We start from the raw sequence: 20,185 nt of genomic DNA, 5'->3' as shown, positions 1-20,185 counted from the left end.
GAATTGGGGCCGCGGGCAAACGGCCTCTAACCATCCTCAACGGGTGGGACAGTAGGAGAAATGACATGCAAGTTATCCTTCTTGAGCGTATCGCCAAGCTCGGCCAGATGGGCGACACCGTTCGCGTACGCGACGGCTATGCCCGTAACTTCCTGCTGCCGCAGGGCAAGGCACTGCGCGCCAACAAGTCGAACCTCGAGCGTTTTGAGCGCGAGCGCGTTCAGCTCGAAGCTCGTAACCTTGAGCGCAAGAACGAAGCTGAAGGCGTTGCCTCCAAGCTCGACGGCGAATCCCTGGTGATGATCCGTTCCGCTGGTGAAACCGGCCAGCTCTACGGCTCCGTTTCCACGCGCGATATTGCTGACGGCCTGACCAATGCCGGCTTCTCCGTTTCCCGCAGCCAGGTTGAACTGCGCAACCCGATCAAGACGATCGGTCTGCACAGCGTTCTGATCCAGCTGCACCCGGAAGTCGAAGTCGCCATCAGCGTCAACGTTGCCCGTTCTGAAGACGAAGCTGTCCGTCAGGCTGCCGGCGAAGATCTCTCCACGCCGGAAATGGACGTCTTCGAATTCGAAGAAGACGAAGAAGCAGAAGACACCGAAGAAGGTGCAGAAGCTTCCGAAGAAGCAGCGGAAGAAGAAGCCTAAGCACTTCGCTTCCCTTGTGGACTTTAGAAAACGGCGCTGGCTTCAGCGCCGTTTTTTTGTTTGCCGGCAACTTTTTGGAATGATGGCAAGCCACGCCTAATCCTGGCTTTTCAGTTTCCGGTTTAAGGCCTTGAAACTGTTCGAAAAATCATTAACCAGCTATTAATCTTCTCGAAAATATCATAAATTTCAATAACTAAGAGGTAGGCCCTTGAGTCTTCAATCGAGTTCAGAGTCAAGCTGGATTCGATTCTTTCCCCGCTGATTTGTCCAAGCCGGTGGGAATCGAAATCAGCCATTTTTGAACCTTGAGCCCTCCCCCGTCACAGAGTATTCCCAATGAACTTGGGTCAACGGGGGTCGTTATGAAGGGCACGCTACAGAAGGTCGAAACGGAAGAAGACATCCAGCGCTTGGCACCACACAATGCCGAGGCGGAACGTCAGCTTCTGGGAGCGATTCTCGTTAACAACGAGACGTTCTACCGGGTCTCAGACTTTCTGGAACCACATCATTTTTTCGTGCCTGCTCACCAGGATATCTACGAGAAGATCAGCCATCTGATCCGCGCCGGCAAAACCGCGTCGCCGATCACACTGAAGACCTTCTATCCCGCCAACGCGAAGATTGCGGATCTGTCCGCGACCCAGTTTCTTCTGCGCCTGGCCGGTGATGCCGCCTCGATCATCAACGCCGAAGACTACGGCCGGACCATCTACGACCTGGCGATCCGTCGCAATCTGATCCGCATCGGCGAGGACATGGTCAATATCGCCTTCGACGCCCCGATCGATGTGCCCCCCTCCCAGCAGATCGATGATGCCGAGCGCCGCCTGTTCGAACTTGCAGAAACCGGCCGCAGCGAAGGCGGGTTCGTCGCGTTTGGCGACGCCCTGACCGAAACCATCGAGATGGCGCACGCCGCCTATAACCGCGAAGGTGCCCTTTCCGGTATTTCCACAGGCCTGCGCGAACTGGACCGTTTGATGGGTGGTCTGCAGCATTCGGACTTGATCGTGCTTGCCGGTCGTCCCGCGATGGGCAAGACCTCCCTGGCAACCAACATCGCCTACAACATCGCCCAGTCCTACAAGTCCGAAGAACAACCCGACGGCTCGATCAAAACCGTGAACGGCGGCGTTGTCGGCTTCTTCTCTCTGGAAATGTCGGCCGAACAGCTGGCCACCCGTATCATTTCCGAACAGGCGGAAATCTCGTCCTCGAAAATCCGCCGCGGCGATATCACCGAAGCGGAATTCGAGAAGCTGGCCGCCTGTGCCCAGACCATGCAGGCCGTCCCGCTTCATGTGGACCAGACCGGTGGTATTTCCATCGCCTCGCTGGTTGCCAAGGCGCGGCGTCTGAAGCGTCAGCGCGGTCTCGACCTGCTTGTGGTCGACTATATCCAGCTCTTGTCGGGCTCGAACAAGAACTCCGGCAACCGCGTTCAGGAAATCACCGAAATCACCACGGGCCTAAAGGCGCTTGCGAAGGAACTTCACGTCCCGATCATCGCGCTGTCACAGCTCTCCCGTCAGGTGGAATCGCGTGACGACAAACGACCGATGATGTCGGATCTGCGTGAATCAGGCTCCATCGAGCAGGACGCCGACGTGATCCTGTTCGTGTTCCGCGAAGAATATTACCTGTCCAAGACCGAGCCGGAATTCGGAACTGTCGAACACGAAAACTGGCAACGGGACATGGAGCGGCTCAAAGGCAAGGCAGAAGTCATCATCGCCAAGCAGCGTCACGGCCCGACCGGTACGGCGAACCTGCACTTCGAAGGCCAGTACACCCGCTTCTCCGATCTTGCAGAAGAAGATCACCTGCCCGAACGCTACGAATAACAGGCGTCTTCGCGATTTTGGACGGTCCTTGAGACAAGGTGCCGCGATAGCCGCCTGATACCGCATTCAAGCTCTCGTCTGCGGCTCACTTGCGGCATTTGGCAATGGACACGCCGTCGCTCACGATTAAGCCACTGTTAAAACTCCTCACTTACTTTAAGTAGAAAGAATTTCGCCTAAAATCTTTTCCAGGTGACCGCATCTTGTATTCGTCGGCACAAAAACTCCTCGAAGAAGCTCGCATCTTTCCGCGCAAAAGATGCAAGTGGTCCGGCCTTTTGAAGCAGGACGCGACCCATCGCCCCTGCGTGGTCGAAGACATCAGCGTCGGTGGTTGCCGCGTTGCGACCAACACCAAGGGTCTTGAACGACATCAGCGCATCACCATCGAAATCGAAAGCCGGAAATTGCGGTTTTACGGTGAAATTCGGTGGGTGCGCTCCGGCGAAGCCGGCGTCGAATTCCTCTATATGGATTGAGCTTCCGCTCTTCAGCGTACTTCCCGGGGGGAGCGCTGCAGTGCGCTTCACTTGGTCACGCTTTTGGCGGTTTGGCCGTTGGTGCAAATACGCCACGATGCGATAAGCTCACTCTCGAATTTCAGACATTGATTCTGACTGGAGAGATATCCGGACCGTGCCTGCGACGATTGAACAAGCCTTCCCATCTGATCTTTACGGCGGACGACTGACGATCGACCTCGATGCGATCGTGTCGAACTGGTCCTTGCTGAAAGGCAAGGTAAGCGACAGCACCGATTGCGCTGCCGTTCTGAAGGCCGATGCCTATGGAACCGGACAGGACAAAACCGCTGCAGCTCTCTACCAGGCGGGATGCAGGACGTTTTTCGTCGCGGTGCCGACCGAGGCCCTGACGTTGCGCGCAAGTCTTCCAGACGCCGTCATCTACGTGCTCGACGGGCTGTTTCCGGGAACGGCCGACCACTTTCTGACCCATGACATCCGTCCCGTCCTCGGCAGTCTGGAAGAACTCCTGGAATGGGCGGAAGTCTGCAAGGCGTCGGGCAAGAACAATGCCGCCGCTGTCCATGTCGATACCGGCATCCACCGTTTGGGCCTGTCTCCGGCTGAACTCACCCGCGCTCTGGGTGACAACGCCGTTCTGGGGCCGTTCCAGCCATCGCTGGTGATGAGCCATCTTGCCTGTGGCTCGACACCCGACCACGACATGAACCGGCGGCAGCTCAAGCTGTTTACAGAGACAACCGCCCCCTTCCCTCACATTCCGCGGTCATTGGCAAATTCCGCCGGGGTGCTGCTTGGCCCGGACTACCACTTCGACCTTGTCCGTCCTGGAATCGCGCTTTACGGCGGGCTGGCCATCGAAACCGAGCCCAACCCGATGAAACCGGTCGCCAAGGTGGAAGCACGCATCATGATTGTGCGCGACGTTCCACAGGGCGATACGATCGGCTATGGTGCGAAACAAACCGCAAAGCGCCCCTTGCGCAATGCCGTCGTGGCCGCCGGTTATGCCGATGGCATGATCCGCCGTGCCGGCTCCACGGACGACCGCCCGGGTGGCTTCGGGCTGATCGGCGGTTACAAGGCGCCGATCCTCGGCCGGATTTCAATGGACATGATCACGCTTGACGTGACGGATGTGCCTGAACACCTGCTTCAGCGCGGCGCGTTTGTGGAAATGCTGGGGCCAGGTGTTGCAGCTTCCGATCTTGCCGCTTATGCGGAGACCATCGACTACGAATATCTGACAAGCCTCGGACGTCGGTTTGAGCGCGTCTATGCGCCCCTGACCTGACCGGAGCCGAGAGCGAAAGGCAATTTGCATGGCACGGCGCTCCACTTCCTTCGTCTGCCAGTCCTGCGGCGCGGTTACCGCCAAGTGGGTTGGCCGTTGTGAAAGCTGCGGTGAATGGAACACCATCGTGGAGGAGCAGACCGGCGGCGGCGTCGGTGGCGGGCCCGGCAGGGCTTCCCGCAGCAAGGGCCGTGTCATTCCCCTTGTCGGCCTTTCCGGCGATGCCAAGGAAGCCCCGCGCATCCAGACGAAGGTGCCTGAACTTGACCGGGTGACCGGCGGCGGCTTCGTAAGAGGGTCCGCCCTGCTTGTCGGCGGCGACCCCGGTATCGGCAAGTCCACATTGCTGATCCAGGCGGCTGCGCAACTGGCCAACCTCGGGCACAAGACCGTCTATATTTCGGGCGAAGAAGCCATTGGACAGGTTCGGCTCCGGGCCGAAAGGCTGGGGCTCGCCCAGGCCCCCGTGGCACTGGCTGCGGAAACAAGTGTCGAAGACATTCTGGCAACGCTGGAAGCCGACACGGCACCGGCCCTTCTCATCCTCGACTCCATTCAGACGCTCTGGACAGACCAGGTAGAATCTCCTCCCGGCACCGTGACGCAGGTGCGTGCGTCCGCCCAGGCGATGGTGCGCTATGCCAAGAAGAACGGCACCACCCTTGTTCTTGTCGGCCATGTGACCAAGGACGGGCAGATTGCCGGCCCGCGCGTGGTTGAGCACATGGTCGACGCGGTGCTCTATTTCGAGGGCGACGGCGCTCACCAGTATCGTATCCTGCGCTCGGTCAAGAACCGCTTCGGCGCGACGGATGAAATCGGCGTTTTCGAAATGACGGGAAAGGGGCTGCAGGAAGTCCCCAATCCTTCCGCCCTGTTCCTGGGAGACAGAAACACGTCCGCGCCCGGCGCAGCCGTTTTCGCCGGTCTGGAAGGCTCAAGACCTCTCCTGATCGAGATCCAGGCACTGGTGGCGCAGTCTTCTCTGGGAACACCGCGCAGGGCCGTCATTGGCTGGGACAGCGCGCGGCTTTCCATGATCCTGGCCGTGCTTGAGGCACGGTGCGGCGTCCGCTTTTCACAACATGATGTCTATCTGAACGTCGCCGGTGGTCTCAAGATCAACGAGCCTGGAGCCGATCTTGCCGTGGCAGCAGCGTTAATCTCCTCACTCAGCGGACTTGCCCTTCCGGCCAATTGCGTCTATTTCGGCGAAGTCAGCCTGTCGGGGGCCATCAGGCCGGTCGCCCAAGCCCCTTCCAGACTGAAAGAAGCCGAGAAACTCGGCTTCGATCAGGCTTACTGTCCGGAGGGCAATCTCAAGGACGGCACCGTGTCTTCGTTCAGGACGACAGGCGTGCCGGAACTTGGGGACTTTGTTGCCAAACTTTCGGCGGAGGCTAGTGCTACGGGGCAGACCTGACGCAAGATGGTGACGGGTTTGGGCAAAAAGTTTAAGCTCTTGAAAGAGCGCCAGAGAGAGGATTTTTCAGGAACATGCCGATAACGCTGCTGGACGGACTGCTCTTGGTCATCATGTTCATCTCGGCGGTCCTTGCGATGATCCGCGGATTTGTCAGGGAAGTTCTTTCCATCGTTTCCTGGGTGGCTGCGGCAGCTGCGGCATTCCTGCTGTACGAACGGGTTCTTCCTTACACCAAGCAGTATATCAACCATGACCTGGTTGCCATGGGCGTATCTGCCGCGGCAGTCTTTCTGGTCACGCTGCTTGTTGTCAGCTATATCACCATGCGGATTTCCGATTTCGTGCTCGACAGCCGGATCGGCGCCCTCGACCGGACCCTCGGGTTCGTGTTCGGAGCTGTGCGCGGTCTGCTGCTGGTCGTCGTCGCGATGATGTTCTTCAACTGGTTCGTCCAGCCGGAACAGCAGCCGAACTGGGTCAAGACAGCCAAGTCGCGGCCGATCCTGCTGTCTATCGGTGAACGGCTGGTGGCTGTGCTGCCAGAAGACCCGGAAAAGGCGATCCTGGACAAGATCCGGCAGAACAACCAGGCCGGAGGGGGAGCAACCCCGACTGATGAACCGGCCTACAGCGATTCAGAACGTCAGGGACTTGAACAGCTGACGACGGATAGTAACTAACAGGCCTTGGGCATAAACCAGGGACACTAACCGAGACTGGGGCAGTAACGGGCACCGCTTGAGGTGCAGCGTTGAATGAGGCATCCCGCGCCCAAATATGTGCGGGACGATGTACCATTTGCAAAGCGGCCAATGTTTCGTCCACCTGAGTGACGATGACAGACATTTGACCGCAAGACCCGGCCGGTCCTCCCACCGGCCAGAACGAAGGAGTGTTCGCCATGGCTGGCGGAACCGACGTGCACGAACCGTTCGACATCAATGCAGATACCTTGCGCGAAGAATGCGGTGTTTTCGGCATTCTGGGTCATGAGGATGCCAGCGCGCTGACCGCGCTCGGGCTTCATGCGCTCCAGCACCGCGGGCAGGAAGCAGCGGGGATCGTCACCGTTGACAACGAGCAGTTCCGTGCGGAACGCCATCTCGGGCTGGTGGGCGATCACTTCTCCGACGCCGACACCATCGAGCGGCTGAGCGGAAAGGCCGCTGTCGGCCACGTTCGGTACTCGACGACCGGTGAAACCATCCTGCGGAACGTGCAGCCGCTCTTTGCCGAGCTGGACGGTGGCGGCATTGCCGTTTGCCACAACGGCAACTTCACCAACGCCCTCACCCTGCGCCGCCAGTTGATCCGAGACGGAGCAATCTGCCAGTCGACCTCCGATTCAGAGGTGGTCCTGCAGCTCGTTGCCCGCTCGCGCAAGGGCAAGATCGTCGAACGTTTCATCGACGCGATCACCCAGATGGAAGGTGCCTATTCTCTGGTGGCGCTGACGTCGAAGAAACTGATCGGCGCGCGTGACCCGCTCGGCATTCGCCCGCTGGTGCTGGGCGATCTGAATGGTGCTCCGATCCTGGCCTCGGAGACCTGCGCACTCGATATCATCGGGGCAAAGTTCATCCGCGAAGTGGAAAACGGCGAAGTTATCGTCTGCACGTCAACAGGGATTGAATCCTTCTTCCCGTTCGGCAAACGCCCGGCTCGTCCGTGTATCTTCGAATACATCTACTTCTCCCGCCCCGACAGCGTTGTCGGCGGTCGCAGCGTCTACGACGTTCGCCGCGAAATGGGGCGCCAGCTGGCCCGGGAATCCAACGTCGAAGCCGACGTGATCGTTCCGGTGCCGGACAGCGGTGTGCCCGCGGCCATCGGGTTCAGCCAGGAAAGCGGTGTGCCGTTCGAACTCGGCATCATCCGCAACCACTATGTCGGCCGCACATTCATCGAACCGACCCAGCAGATCCGTGCACTTGGCGTGAAGATGAAACACTCCGCCAACCGGGCTCAGATCGAAGGCAAGCGCGTCGTGCTTGTGGACGACAGCCTTGTGCGCGGAACAACATCGGTCAAGATCGTGCAGATGATCCGCGAAGCGGGTGCGAAGGAAGTTCACTTCCGGCTCGCCAGCCCGCCGATCAAGTATTCCGACTACTACGGCATCGACACACCGGTGCGTGAAAAACTGCTGGCTGCAAAATACGGTCTTGAGGAAATGCGCGCCTATATCGGTGCCGACAGCCTGGCCTTCCTGTCCGTCGATGGCATCTACAAGGCCATGGGCTACGATGGCCGCGACGATGCCAACCCGCAGTTCACGGATCATTGTTTCACCGGCGATTACCCGACACCACTGACCGATCTTTCCGAGGATCAGGACTTCGTCAGCGCCCCTCGCCTGGTCGAGGTCGGCTAAAGCGCTCAAAACTCTTTGGACCGCTTCAATTTATGCCTTTCGGCGGTACCGCCGGAAGGCAAATTGATCTAAGAGATCACGCATGATCAAAGACTTTGAAGGCCGGGTCGCTCTCGTCACCGGCGCCTCCCGCGGAATTGGCTATCAGATCGCAAAGCAGCTCGGCGAACGTGGTGCGCATGTCATTGCGCTTGCGCGGACTGTCGGCGGCCTGGAAGACCTCGATGACGAGATCCGCTCCGCAGGCGGGGAAACAACGCTCGTCCCGCTTGACCTGACCGACTTCGACGCGCTCGACCGGCTTGGCGCCGCGATCTACGAACGCTGGAAGAAGCTCGATATCTTCGTTGCCAATGCCGGCATGCTGGGTGTTCTGTCGCCGATCGGCCACATCAGCCCGAAGGACTTCGAGAAAGTGACGGCGGTGAATGTCGTTGCCAACTGGCGGCTGATCCGTTCTCTGGACCCGCTCCTGCGCCAGTCGGACGCGGGCCGTGCACTGTTCCTGTCTTCCGTTCATGCAAGCACCTGCACACCTTTCTGGGGTCTTCAGTCCATCAGCAAGGCTTCCGTGGAAGCCATGGCGCGGACCTGGGCGAATGAAAGCCTGAAGACGAACATGAAGATCAACCTGACTGACCCTGGCCCTACCCGCACAGGGCTGCGTGCCAAGGCAATGCCAGGCGAGCTTGCCACCAATCTTCCGACGCCGGATGATGTTGCGGCAGATCTTCTGCCCTTGCTGATGCCGGACGTTCTGGAAACCGGCCGCCTGTACGACCGCGTCAGCGGAGAATGGATTCAGCCCTAAGGCGGATCCTGCTGGGCAGATCCAATCAAGGGTTGCATAGCCCGTTCATTCGCTTTACGCCTTCCGGTCGATGATCGGAAGGGAAGCATGCCATGCGGTCAGATATCAGTGTCATCGCCTGGGATTTCGACGGCGTTCTAAACCGCAATGTCGTCGACGGCAGGTTCATCTGGGCTGACACGCTGGAGAGCGACCTCGGAATTGCACTCGATGCATTCGAACGCGGCGTGTTCGATGCCTCCTTCCTGCAAGTCATCTCCGGGAAACGGGACATAAAAATTCACCTGCAAGACTGGCTTGACCGGAGCGGCTACCTTCTGGATGCGGGAGAACTTCTCGACTACTGGTTTGCCAAAGATGATCTGCGGGATCCCTTCACCTGCAGCCTGCTTGAACATCTGACAAGTCACGACGTCGTTCAGGTAATTGCGACGAACAATGAAGATCGCCGCTCCAGCTACATTGAGCACCAGTCCGGCTTCGGCTCGCTGGTCAGCCGAATTTTCTCTTCCGGCCGCATCAAGTCAGCCAAGCCGGACACCGCGTTCTTCGCCCATGTCAGCGACACTCTCAAGGTTGCCCCGTCCGAGATCTTGCTGATCGACGACAGCGCCACAAACGTTCGCGTAGCGAAGGCGCTTGGCTGGAAGGGCTTTCATTTTACCGAGAAGACCCGCCTGGAACTTGCTTCCTTTCTGGAACTTTGAAAGCATGCTGGGTATCCAGCGGCGATCGCTGCAGAGGAGCCAGGAAGATGAAACTCGGCGCGTTCTCGGTCAGTCTGGCCGTCAAGGATCTCGAAAAATCGAAGGCGTTCTACGAAGGACTTGGCTTCGTGGATATCGGCATCTCGGACGCGGACAACTGGGCGGTCCTGAAGAACGGCGATACCATCATCGGGCTGTTTCAGGGCATGTTCGACAAGAACATACTCACCTTCAATCCCGGCTGGGACCAGGATGCCAGGACACTCGAAGATTTTCAGGATGTACGGGACATCCAAAAGGCGCTGAAGGCGAAGGGATACGCTTTTGTATCCGAAGCTGACGAGACCGGCAGTGGTCGGGCCAGCTTCATGCTGGTCGACCCGGATGGAAACCCGGTTCTTGTCGACCAGCATGTGTGAGGCTGATTAAGCAGCTTCGAAGGGCGCAAAGGAACTTTCGGCGATTTCCTTCAGGTCGGCAAAAACACCGGGAGCGCCAACAACGACGCGTGCGCCGTTGTAAAGGGACTGGTTGATGTCCTGTTCCAGAACCTCACCACCGGCTTCCTTGGTGATCAGCATGCCTGCAAGGCAGTCCCAGGCGTTCATGTGGGATTCTACATAGCCGATAAGGCGCCCGGAAGCCGCGTAGGCAAGCATCAGACCGCCTGAAGCGTTGCGGAAGAACACACCGCCCTTGGAGACCAGGGCACCAACGACGTTGACCGCATCCGTGACGGCAGTGCGGCCGTTGAAACCAACACCGACTGAGCCGTGAGAGAGGCTTTCGCTGTCGGAGGCACGGATCGGTTTGCCATTGAGGAACGCACCGTGACCGGCGGCAGCCTTGAAGGTTTCCTTGGACACCGGATCATGGATCACACCGACAATCACCTGGCCCTGATGAACGCAGGAGATGATGACGCACCACTGCGGAATCCCGGCAACGAAATTTGCCGTACCGTCGATCGGGTCGGTGACCCAGGTATAGCCCGAAGACCCTTCTTCCATGCCATGCTCTTCGCCCAGGATACCGTCGTCCGGATAGCTCTTTGCGAGTTCCGCGCGGATGAGCGTTTCCACATTGCGGTCTGCTTCCGAGACGAGGTCCTGATGACCCTTCTGCGTAATCGTCAGCGTGTCCAGCTTGTGAAAATAGTCGAGACCGAGCTCGCCAGCCTTTTCGGCAAGGGCGACGGCGAATTCCAGCCGGTCGATGGACATGGTTCAAACTCCCTTAAGTGTCGATAGCGCGGCGGGAAGCTGCTTTCCCGCCAGAAAAGAAGAATACTGGCTGGCAGCCTGGCAAAACGGCAGGCTGCCCTCCCCACTCAGCCCCGTTTTCTCTTCGGGGCGTAAGGGTTTTCGCCTTTGCGATAGGACAGGCGAATGGGAGTTCCGTGTATGTTGAAGGTCTGGCGCAGCGAGTTGACCAGATAGCGCGTGTAGCTTTCCGGCAATTGTTCGGGACGCGAACAAAAAACCACGAAATGTGGCGGCCGTGTCTTGGGCTGGGTCATGTAACGCAGGCGCACCCGGCGTCCGGCAACTGCGGGGGGCGGATGGTTCGCGGTGACCTTGTCCAGCCAACGGTTCAGCTTGGCGGTCGAGACACGCGAGTTCCAGGCCTCGTAGGCGGTAAAGACGCTTTCGATCAGGCGATCGACGCCCTGCCCTTGCTGGCCGGACAAAGTCGCGATCTGAACACCGCGGATCTGGTTGAAATACCGCTCGTTGGCGTCCTTGATTTTCTTCCAGGCTTCTTCCCGGTCTTCGATCAAGTCCCACTTGTTGATCGCGATCACCAGCGCGCGGCCTTCGCGCGCAACCAGATCGATGATCTGCAGGTCCTGCTTCTCGAAGGACATGGTGGCGTCCAGCGTGACAACAACCACTTCGGCGAACTTGATCGCACGCAGAGCGTCGGCCACGGAAAGCTTTTCGAGCTTTTCCTGTACGCGCGCCTTTTTCCGGATACCGGCCGTATCGAACAGCTTGATATGCCTGTCGCGCCAGACCCAGTCTACCGAGATGGAATCGCGCGTGATGCCTGCTTCCGGTCCGGTCAGCATGCGGTCTTCGCCCAGCATACGGTTGATCAGCGTCGACTTGCCCGCATTCGGGCGGCCGACGATGGCAACACGCAGCGGTCTTTCAATGGTGCCGACCGGCTCTTCGTCTTCGACGAATTCACCGTCCTCGTCGACATCCACATTGGTGATCGCCTCTTCGCGCTTCGCCTCTTCTTCTTCCGTGACCCGGTCGACATGAGGTTTCAGAGCGTCATAGAGATCAGCAAGCCCTTCGCCGTGTTCAGCGGAGATTGCAATCGGATCACCGAGCCCAAGCGAATAGGATTCGTAAAGTCCGCTCTCTCCGGCCCGACCTTCCGCCTTGTTGGCCAGCAGGATCACCGGACGGGTGGTCTTGCGTGCAACTTCGGCAAAATGGGCATCAAGCGGCGTTACACCGGCACGAGCGTCAATCACGAACAGAACCGCGTCGGCGGTTTCGATCGCCTCCTCGGTCTGCCGGCGCATGCGGCCTTCGAGGGATTCCTTGTCCGCATCTTCGAGACCGGCGGTGTCGATGATCGTGAAGCGCAAGTCGCCCAAACGGGCATCGCCCGGCCGCCGGTCACGCGTCACACCAGGTGTGTCGTCTACCAGCGCCAGGCGCTTGCCCACAAGGCGATTGAACAGGGTGGACTTGCCGACATTCGGCCGTCCGATAATGGCGACAGTAGCGCCCACAGCAGTTTCTCCTGATAGGCGGGCCTCTTCGGGCCCTGCCTCAAATGCTAGTTGAAGGCAGCGACGCCGTCATTGCCTGTCAGCACGATAATCCGGCCTCCGGCGACGATCGGTGTCACATAGACATCCGTATTGGTCCGCTGCGTCAACATGGTTTTTCCGGAAGCGGCATCCACGATTGCGATCTGACCGTCGCTGGAAAAGGCAACCAGTGCCCCATTCGCCAGGATCGGGCCAGCCCAGTTGCGGCGCTTCTTCTTCTTTTCCGGACGCGGCAAGGCCGTTGCCCAGAGGGTTTCCCCGTTTTTCAGATTGAGGGCGACCATACGGTCGTCGAGATCAACCATGAACAACGCGCTGCCGGAGACAACCGGCGTATGTACGCTGCCGAGATCCTGTTCCCAGCGGCGCTGGCCGGTGCGGGCATCCACCGCAACCGTTCGGCCGGCAACACCAGTGGCATAAACCGTGTTGCCGGAGACAACCGGGCTTGCCGAAACGTCCGCGAGACCTGACAGGGCAAGAGTCCTGAAGCCGCGAGACACGCCGTCGATCCAGGCCGGTTCGCCCGACTTGATGTCGATGGCCATGATTTCACCGGAGGAGAACGGCACAATGACACGGTTGCCGGAAATGGCCGGATTGGCCGCAGACAACAGACCAGCGGTTTCCTCGATACCTGCATAGGTCCAGGCAACGCTGCCGTCAGACTGCTTCAGGGCATAGACTTCGTTGGACTGGGATACAACGATGACATGACCGGCACCGGCAACAGGCGCACCACGAGCCGGCGTGTCGATGTCGACTTTCCAGATTTCCCGGCCGGAGCCGGCTTCAAGAGCCGCCACCTGACGATAGCTGGTGGCTGCGTAGACAACGCCGCCTTCAACGGCAACACCACCACCAGGACCCACATCCCTTTCGCCTTCCGGACGCAGATTCTGGGTCCACTGGCGTCCACCGCCCGTCGACAACGCTACGACTTCGCCATTCGGCTTGTAGACATAAATACGGCTGCCATCGCTGACCGGACGGGAAGACACCCGAAGTGCGGATGTTGTCAGCCCGCCGCCGGACGAGCCGACCTGAGCGCGCCAGGCACGATTGCCGGAGACGGATATGGCGACGTTGCCCGGATCGTTGGTCAGGCCACCACCGGCTGTTGACCAAGACTGCCCGCCAGTCGCAGAACCGACCTTTGCTGCCTGGCCGAGCGCTTCGGCTGCCGGATCGGCGCCGTCGAACACGGGCTGGCGCTCACCCTTGAGGATTTTCTCGCGAGCAAACGGGTTTATGTTCTCGGTAAATTCGCTGACCGACCCGCAACCGGTGAGGACGAGCGAAAGCGCAATGGCACCAAAAACACCGCGTCTGCGGAAAGAAACGGTTACAAAACTCACTGGTTGTTTCCTTCACTGTCCGCCTTGGCTTCGCCGTTGCTGGACCGGATCACGTCACTCAGGATCGACACGCGTCGGCTCACGTCTGCCGGTGTTTCCGCGTCGTCTTCAAAAGCGGAAATCCACTGACGGGCTGTTTCAATATCGCCGGCTTTCCATGCACTTAGAGCAAGAAGTTCGCGTGCAGCTGCACGGAACGGACCAGTGTCGCCGGTCAGCTTCTCGACTCGGTCGGCAATATCGCCGTAGCCTTGGGTGTCGACGGCAAGATAAGCGGCACGCAGCGCTGCAACATCACGCAGAGCATCCATGATGCTGGTATCGCGCGACAGGGCATCGAATTCGGCCAGGGCTTCTTCAGTCTTGCCGGAATTGGAAAGATCGGTTGCCTGGCGCAGTTTCGCCAAGGCCGGGTATCCACCAAGGGCGTTATCCAGTTCACCGTAAAGAGCTGCTGCTTCTTCGTAGTTCTGGGCTTCGGAAAGCCTCACGGCTTCAAAAAACGTGTCGCCAGCGCTCTGGGACTGCTGTTCCTGCCAGTAGAGCCAGCCGCGATAGCCGCCGGTGCCAACAATGATCAAGACCGCAACGCCAAGCACCCACGGACCGAAGCGGTCCCAAAGCCGACGGTATTTTTCCTGGCGGATATCTTCATCGACTTCACGAAAAATGTCAGACATGCGTGTCTATTTCCTGCATTCACTTCTTCGGCCCGGCACGTCTGCCCGGGCACGGCCCCTTCATGAGTGGCGCACATTATCCACTTGATCCGGCTCGGGCAATTCCCTGAAGGGGCTTAAATCGGTCCTTCATGGCGCAAGTGGGGCAATCCGGCACGGAATGCCGGATTTCTAACGTAATTTCAAGCTCCGCGACCGCTATCAGGCCACCGGGACGCCGATCAACAAGGCGTGCAGCTTCCACGCGAACAGTCCGTAGAGGACCAAGCCCAACAGAATCACGACAAAATCGGAGTATTTTCCGGGCTTGGCCGTTGCCAGTGCACCTATCTGCCCTGCGCCGGGCCCGCGGCGCTTGACCGAAATCCGGTCTGCCACTGCCCAGGCGAGAAAACCGCCAAACAAAAGCACCGAAGCCAGATCGCCATTTGCCAGAAGGTGAGCCAATGCCCACAGTTTTACGGCTACCAGCATCGGATGTTTCAGGACTGTCTTGATCCGCGACGGCACATAGGCAGCGACAAGGAAAATGAAAACAGGAACCATGAACAGCATGGTGACGTGGTGCAGCCAGAACGGCGGATCGTACAGCACCGGCGGGCCTTCAAAACGGGCCACGCCATAACCGTAAACAATCAGCCCCAGACCGACGAACGACAAGAGCGTATACAGCCCCTTGTACGGTGTTTCGCCGAGCCTTGAGACCAGCCCATTGCGCGTTGCCGGAAACATCGGCAACGTGTGAATTCCCAAAAACAGCACAAGGCCGGCGATCAACAAGGCCATTCCCGCTCTCCCTCTTTTGCCCGCAAGCGGCCGGGTGCCCTCAGACCCGGACATCCCTTGCGGCGAAGATAGGTGGCTGGCGGTGCACCTGCAACCAGCTTCAGACGAGCAATTTGACTGCCTCAGCGGCAGCAAGCGCCTGTGGACGGCTGGCCTGGTGTTCGATTTCGATGAACGTTCCCGTTTCGGCAGATTTCAAAATCGACACCATGACGTCGACCGCATGCAGTGCCCGTTCGAGCGAACAGCGGAACTCGGTGTCGTCTCCACTCAGGATCGACTGGACCATGTCTGCCAGACCGGCAGCGCGGTAGTTCGCACGCGGCAGGCCGTTGTCATCGACATTCGCCAAACCGAACGGGTGCATCGCATCGTCCAGTGCTTTTGTCGTTCCATCTTCGGTGACCAGGCTTACGTCTCCGCCGAAATAGTTCGGGTCGGCCAGAAAAAGTGTTCCCCGGGTACCGTAAAGCTCCATAGGCTGGTGCCTATGTGCCCAGACGTCCCAGCTCGCCGTCAGCGTTACTTTTGCACCGGACCGGAACTCGAGAATCGCATGGATTGTGGTTGGGGTGGAGACATCGATCTTTTCACCATTTCGAGTGCCACTCCCGATCGTCCGGGTCTTGAACGGCATGGCTGACATGGCGCACACACGCTTTACCGGGCCGATCAGATTGAGCAGAGCGGCAATATAATAAGGTCCGAGGTCGAGAACCGGCCCCCCTCCCGGCTTGAAGAAGAAGTCCGGGTTGGGATGCCAATGCTCCATACCGTGGCTCATGACATGGCACGTGCCACCAACGATTTCTCCGATCAGTCCTTCGTCAACTGCCTTGCGGGCAATCTGATGTGCCCCGCCCAGAAACGTATCCGGTGCACACCCGACCCTCAGATGTTTTTTGCGTGCAAAATCGGCAAGCGCCTGCCCGTCCCGGATCGACAGTGCCAGAGGTTTTTCCGAATAGACATGCTTCCCGTGTGCCAGGATTTCATGGGAAACGAGATAATGGGCATCGGGAACAGTCAGATTGACGATCAGATCGACATCATCCGCCAGAAGCAGGTCGTGCACGGTGAGTGCACGCACGCCGTATTCGGCTGCGCGCTCTTCCGCAGCATGACGGTTCAGATCCGCACAGGCCCTGATTTCAAGGCCATTGAACTTTGGCGCCAGATCAAAATAGGTCTTTGAGATGGTGCCGCATCCGATGATGCCGATGCCCAGTTTGTCTGCCATGAACCTCTCCGCGGATTCGATGCAGACATCCTAGAACAAAGACAGTGTCTCGGAAATCAAATGGATGCCGGGAAACACCGCCAGGGTTACATCGGCATGGTGCACTGCCTGCAGGTGCCGCGCAGTTCGATGGTCGTCCGGGACAACTGGAAGCCTTCGCTCTGCGTCCATTCCCTCAGGAGAGAAATGGCCTTGTCCGGCGTAAACTCGCTGACGACACCACATTTTTCACAGATGGCGAAGGCAGCCGTGCCATGACCGGAGCAGCCCTTGTGGGAACAGGCCACAAAGGCATTGAGGCTTTCCAGCCGGTGCACCATTCCGTATTCCACCAGCTTGTCGAGAGCCCGGTAGACCTGCAGCGGTGCACGGAAACCGCTGTCGCGCAACAGATCGAGAATCGCATAGGCCGTCAAAGGTCCACCAGCGTCCGACAACGAGCCGAACACCAGGGCCTGGTTCTTGGTCAGTTCGGGATGTGTCTCAACGCTCACGGACGATCTCCTTTCGTGCTCGATCTCACCCTTCTCACGATTTGCACACCCGGGACAAGACTGACGACAAACAGCGCCATCGCCGCAACGACGATGGAGGGGCCGGACGGGGTATCATAGGCCAGCGAACTATAGAGCCCGCCGACGACGGCGGCGGCTCCGGTCAGGGCTGCAATCACCGCCATCTGTTCCGGCGATGCCGACAGGCGCCGGGCGGCGGCGGCGGGAATGATCAACAGCGCGGTGATCAGCAGCGCGCCGATGATCTTCAGTGAAATGGCAATGACGATTGCCGTCAGCAGCATGAAGATCAGCTCGGTCCGCTCAGGCTTCAGCCCCTCGCCCGCGGCAAGGTCCGGACTGACCGTTGCTGCGAACAGGCGGCGCCAGATGACCACGAGGACACCGAGCACGATCGCACCGCCAGCGTAGATCATGGCGATGTCCATGGGTGTGACGGCCAGGATATCGCCGAAGAGCAGCCCCAGCAGATCGACCCGGACCCATGTCATGAAGGCCAGACAGACCAACCCCAGGGCGAGCGCGGAATGGGACAGCAAGCCAAGCAACGCATCGGAAGACAGCGTGTCGCTGCGCCTCAGTGCCATCAGCACGATCGCCAGAAGGATGGAAACGACCCCGACGGCCAACGTGGTGTTGACGTTGAGGAGCAGCGACAGGGCAACGCCCAGCAAGGCTGCGTGCGACAGCGTATCGCCGAAATAGGCCATGCGACGCCAGACGATGAAACAGCCAAGCGGTCCTGCAACAAGTGCCACACCTATGCCGGCAATGAGTGCACGGGTGAAGAAATCATCCAGCATTTCGAATGCCGCCTTCTTTCTCCGCAGCCGCGTCGGCAGGTGCGTGATGATGCTCGCCGGAACAGGAGGAACACAGCGAACCGTCCGCATGGCGCACCTTTCCATCCGGCAGATGCACGTGGTCATGGTGATGTTCATAGACGGCAATCGCCGCATTGCGCCGGTTGCCAAACAGCGCATGATACCGGTCGTCACGGCTGACGTCAGAAGGGGTTCCGCGGCAGCAAACGTGACCATTGAGGCAAATCACCTGATCTGCTGCAGCCATCACGACATGAAGATCGTGAGAGATCATCAGGATGCCGCAGCCAAGCGTGTTGCGGATTTCGGAAATGAGGTCGTAGATCGCGATCTCACCGGCATAATCCACGCCTTGCACTGGTTCATCCAACACCAGCAGCCCGGGATTGCGGGCAATCGCGCGCGCCAGCATGACACGCTGCATTTCCCCTCCGGAGAGCGTGCGCATCTGCGAGGTCATCAGCCTTTCAGCACCTGTGCGCGCCAGCGCCGCGCGGCATTCGGCATCGGACAGGGGGTTCGTCAGCCGCATGAACCTGGCGACCGTCAGCGGCAACGTCCAGTCGATGGCGAGCTTCTGCGGCACATAGCCAATCTTCAGGCCGGGCTTGCGTTCGGCACGGCCTTCGCTCGGGCTCAGGATACCAAGCGCCATCTTGGCCGTTGTCGACTTGCCGGAACCGTTGGGCCCGATAAGCGTCACGATTTCACCCGGAGAAACCGATAGATCTACGCCGCGCACCAGCCATTCACCGCCCTTGCGGATGCCCGCGCGGTCAAGCTGAACAAGCCTGGTATCCGAATTTGTCATAGTCCTGAAAGCCTGCTGCGCTCTTTGGGAACCAACGCCCTGGCGTTACGTTATTACGTATGTAGCGTTCAAGCCACTTGCTTGCAACTTGTCCCGGTGCTGATTAACACTCAAAGCAACACCGGTGCGCCCGCAAGCGCCCGAATGTGCCAGCAGAACAGGAAGCAAAGCATGATTTTCCCTTGTATTTTGTCCGGTGGTGTCGGTTCGCGGCTGTGGCCGCTGTCACGCACCGACCGGCCAAAACAGTTTTTGCCACTGTTTGGCGGGGAAAGTCTGTTCCAGAAGACTTGCAAGCGCGTCAATCGGCCGGACTTTGCCGCTCCGATCGTGATCGGCAGCAATGCTCACCGGTTTCTGATCGGCGAGCAGCTCAACGAACTGGGGCTCGAAGCCCAGTCGATCCTGCTTGAGCCTGTCGGCCGGAATACAGCGCCCCCTGCCCTGATGGCAGCGTTGATTGCAGCAGAAACCGACCCGAACGCCCTGATCCTGCTGTTGCCCTCCGACCACCTGATCCGGAAGGAAGATCTTTTCCTGACCGCCGTCCATCAGGCGGAGACGGCTGCTCGCGCAGGAAAGATCGTGACCTTCGGCATCGAACCCAGCGAAGCCAATACCGGATACGGATACATCAAGGTTGCAAGTGGCAGCGAGCCTGTGCGGCCTGTGGAAGCCTTTGTCGAGAAGCCTGACCAGGACCGTGCCGATGCCTTCCTGAAAGACGGCAGTTATGTCTGGAATGCCGGCATCTTTCTTTATGCCGCCAATACGATGATTGATGCTTTCAAGACGCACCAGCCGGAGCTTTACGAGAACATCGTCGCCGTCATGAAGACACGGCATGGGGATCTGGATTTTACGCGACTGAACCAGGAAGCCTTCGAAGCACTGGACAACATTTCCATCGACTACGCCATCATGGAAAAGGCGGACAACGTCGTCTGCGCCCCCGTTGCACCGGAATGGGACGACCTGGGCTCCTGGTCGGCAATCTGGACGGTCCTGGAGAAGGATGCCCAGGGCAATTCCGGATTGGGCGATGCCCGCTTTCTCGATAGCAACAACTGCCTGGCCTATGCTGAACGCGGGCTCGTATCCGTTATCGGCCTTGAGGATGTCATGGTGATCGCCACGACCGACAGCGTTCTTGTTGCCCACAAGGACAAGGCGCAGGACGTCAAGACCGTTGTGGAGCAACTGAAGGCGGAAGGCAGGCATGAGGTGGACCGGCACCCGAGGTCCTACCGTCCTTGGGGCTACACCGAACGGATCAACGCCGGCGAACGTTTCTCCGTTCAGTCGATGATGATCAAGCCGGGCAAGAGGCTCAGCCTGCAAAGCCACCTTCACCGGACGGAGCACTGGGTGGTGGTGTCCGGTACGCTCGAGATCACGATCAACGGCGAAACGCGCCTGCTCAGCGAAAACCAGTCCGCTTATGTGCCGCTTGGAGCGCAACACACGTTGCATAACCCGGGCAAGATTCCGGTGCGGATGATTGAGGTGCAGTCCGGAACCTACTTGCAGGAAGACGATATCCGGCGCCATCCGGAAACATCACAAAATCTCTGACGAGA

Annotated in this window: 20 protein-coding genes; 11 read left to right on the top strand and 9 right to left on the bottom strand. The window is 59.1% G+C overall.

Going from position 1 to position 20,185, the window contains the following annotated elements:
* Positions 1-65: 65 nt before the first annotated feature.
* The 10 genes from rplI to ACYQ6M_RS11305 all read left to right on the top strand — a co-directional run bounded on the left by rplI (position 66) and on the right by ACYQ6M_RS11305 (position 10,016).
* Positions 66-650, top strand: coding sequence for a 50S ribosomal protein L9 (gene rplI, locus ACYQ6M_RS11350; protein ID WP_023003963.1), 585 nt, complete (start codon positions 66-68; stop codon positions 648-650).
* A gap of 365 nt (positions 651-1,015) precedes the next feature.
* Positions 1,016-2,500, top strand: coding sequence for a replicative DNA helicase (locus ACYQ6M_RS11345; protein WP_023003962.1), 1,485 nt, complete (start codon positions 1,016-1,018; stop codon positions 2,498-2,500).
* A 203-nt stretch (positions 2,501-2,703) separates the two neighbouring features.
* Positions 2,704-2,979, top strand: a complete 276-nt coding sequence (locus tag ACYQ6M_RS11340; RefSeq protein WP_023003961.1) for a PilZ domain-containing protein — start codon at positions 2,704-2,706, stop codon at positions 2,977-2,979.
* A 157-nt stretch (positions 2,980-3,136) separates the two neighbouring features.
* Positions 3,137-4,279, top strand: a complete 1,143-nt coding sequence (alr, locus tag ACYQ6M_RS11335) for an alanine racemase (protein ID WP_075281551.1) — start codon at positions 3,137-3,139, stop codon at positions 4,277-4,279.
* Positions 4,280-4,307: 28 nt separating this feature from the next.
* Positions 4,308-5,702, top strand: coding sequence for a DNA repair protein RadA (radA, locus tag ACYQ6M_RS11330; RefSeq protein WP_023003959.1), 1,395 nt, complete (start codon positions 4,308-4,310; stop codon positions 5,700-5,702).
* A gap of 74 nt (positions 5,703-5,776) precedes the next feature.
* On the top strand, positions 5,777-6,385 hold the full coding sequence (locus ACYQ6M_RS11325) for a CvpA family protein (RefSeq protein ID WP_023003958.1): 609 nt from the start codon (positions 5,777-5,779) through the stop codon (positions 6,383-6,385).
* 221 nt (positions 6,386-6,606) lie between these two features.
* Positions 6,607-8,079, top strand: a complete 1,473-nt coding sequence (gene purF / locus ACYQ6M_RS11320; RefSeq protein WP_023003957.1) for an amidophosphoribosyltransferase — start codon at positions 6,607-6,609, stop codon at positions 8,077-8,079.
* Positions 8,080-8,161: 82 nt separating this feature from the next.
* Positions 8,162-8,890, top strand: coding sequence for an SDR family NAD(P)-dependent oxidoreductase (locus tag ACYQ6M_RS11315; RefSeq protein WP_460073835.1), 729 nt, complete (start codon positions 8,162-8,164; stop codon positions 8,888-8,890).
* A 92-nt stretch (positions 8,891-8,982) separates the two neighbouring features.
* The gene (locus ACYQ6M_RS11310; RefSeq protein ID WP_460073833.1) at positions 8,983-9,597 is read left to right on the top strand and encodes an HAD family hydrolase; all 615 of its coding nucleotides are present in this window, start codon (positions 8,983-8,985) and stop codon (positions 9,595-9,597) included.
* Between the two features lie 47 nt (positions 9,598-9,644).
* Positions 9,645-10,016: a VOC family protein gene (locus ACYQ6M_RS11305; protein WP_460073831.1), complete on the top strand. Its 372-nt coding sequence runs from the start codon at positions 9,645-9,647 to the stop codon at positions 10,014-10,016.
* A 6-nt stretch (positions 10,017-10,022) separates the two neighbouring features.
* On the opposite strand, the gene ACYQ6M_RS11300 is transcribed toward ACYQ6M_RS11305, so the two are convergent.
* From ACYQ6M_RS11300 to ACYQ6M_RS11260, 9 genes are all read right to left on the bottom strand, one after another.
* Positions 10,023-10,820, bottom strand: coding sequence for an inositol monophosphatase family protein (locus ACYQ6M_RS11300; RefSeq protein WP_077290117.1), 798 nt, complete (start codon positions 10,818-10,820; stop codon positions 10,023-10,025).
* Positions 10,821-10,927: 107 nt separating this feature from the next.
* Complete coding sequence (gene der, locus ACYQ6M_RS11295; RefSeq protein WP_023003952.1) at positions 10,928-12,349, bottom strand: ribosome biogenesis GTPase Der; 1,422 nt, start codon at positions 12,347-12,349, stop codon at positions 10,928-10,930.
* 47 nt (positions 12,350-12,396) lie between these two features.
* Entirely contained in the window at positions 12,397-13,749 is a 1,353-nt protein-coding gene (locus tag ACYQ6M_RS11290; protein WP_460073829.1) for an outer membrane protein assembly factor BamB family protein, read from the bottom strand.
* Complete coding sequence (locus tag ACYQ6M_RS11285) at positions 13,746-14,429, bottom strand: tetratricopeptide repeat protein (RefSeq protein WP_460073827.1); 684 nt, start codon at positions 14,427-14,429, stop codon at positions 13,746-13,748. Before ACYQ6M_RS11285 ends, ACYQ6M_RS11290 begins: the two co-directional genes overlap by 4 nt.
* Positions 14,430-14,630: 201 nt before the next feature.
* Positions 14,631-15,215, bottom strand: a complete 585-nt coding sequence (locus ACYQ6M_RS11280; RefSeq protein ID WP_460073825.1) for an NnrU family protein — start codon at positions 15,213-15,215, stop codon at positions 14,631-14,633.
* Between the two features lie 100 nt (positions 15,216-15,315).
* Positions 15,316-16,455, bottom strand: a complete 1,140-nt coding sequence (locus ACYQ6M_RS11275) for a Gfo/Idh/MocA family protein (protein ID WP_460073823.1) — start codon at positions 16,453-16,455, stop codon at positions 15,316-15,318.
* An 86-nt stretch (positions 16,456-16,541) separates the two neighbouring features.
* Positions 16,542-16,949 (bottom strand): Fur family transcriptional regulator, encoded by a 408-nt coding sequence (locus ACYQ6M_RS11270; RefSeq protein WP_023003947.1) that lies wholly within the window; start codon positions 16,947-16,949, stop codon positions 16,542-16,544.
* A complete protein-coding gene (gene znuB / locus ACYQ6M_RS11265; RefSeq protein WP_023003946.1) occupies positions 16,946-17,773 on the bottom strand; it encodes a zinc ABC transporter permease subunit ZnuB in 828 nt (275 codons plus the stop codon). The genes ACYQ6M_RS11270 and znuB overlap by 4 nt, the downstream gene beginning before the upstream one ends.
* Positions 17,763-18,605: an ATP-binding cassette domain-containing protein gene (locus ACYQ6M_RS11260; RefSeq protein WP_055653619.1), complete on the bottom strand. Its 843-nt coding sequence runs from the start codon at positions 18,603-18,605 to the stop codon at positions 17,763-17,765. The genes znuB and ACYQ6M_RS11260 overlap by 11 nt, the downstream gene beginning before the upstream one ends.
* 171 nt (positions 18,606-18,776) lie before the next feature.
* On the opposite strand from ACYQ6M_RS11260, the gene ACYQ6M_RS11255 reads away from it, so the two are divergent.
* Positions 18,777-20,180, top strand: coding sequence for a mannose-1-phosphate guanylyltransferase/mannose-6-phosphate isomerase (locus ACYQ6M_RS11255; protein WP_460073820.1), 1,404 nt, complete (start codon positions 18,777-18,779; stop codon positions 20,178-20,180).
* The last annotated feature ends 5 nt before the right edge of the window (positions 20,181-20,185 follow it).

The organism is Roseibium sp. ROS1 (assembly GCF_054658215.1).
The sequence above is the reverse complement of the archived record's forward strand: the minus strand, read 5'-3'. Positions and strand labels throughout refer to the sequence as shown.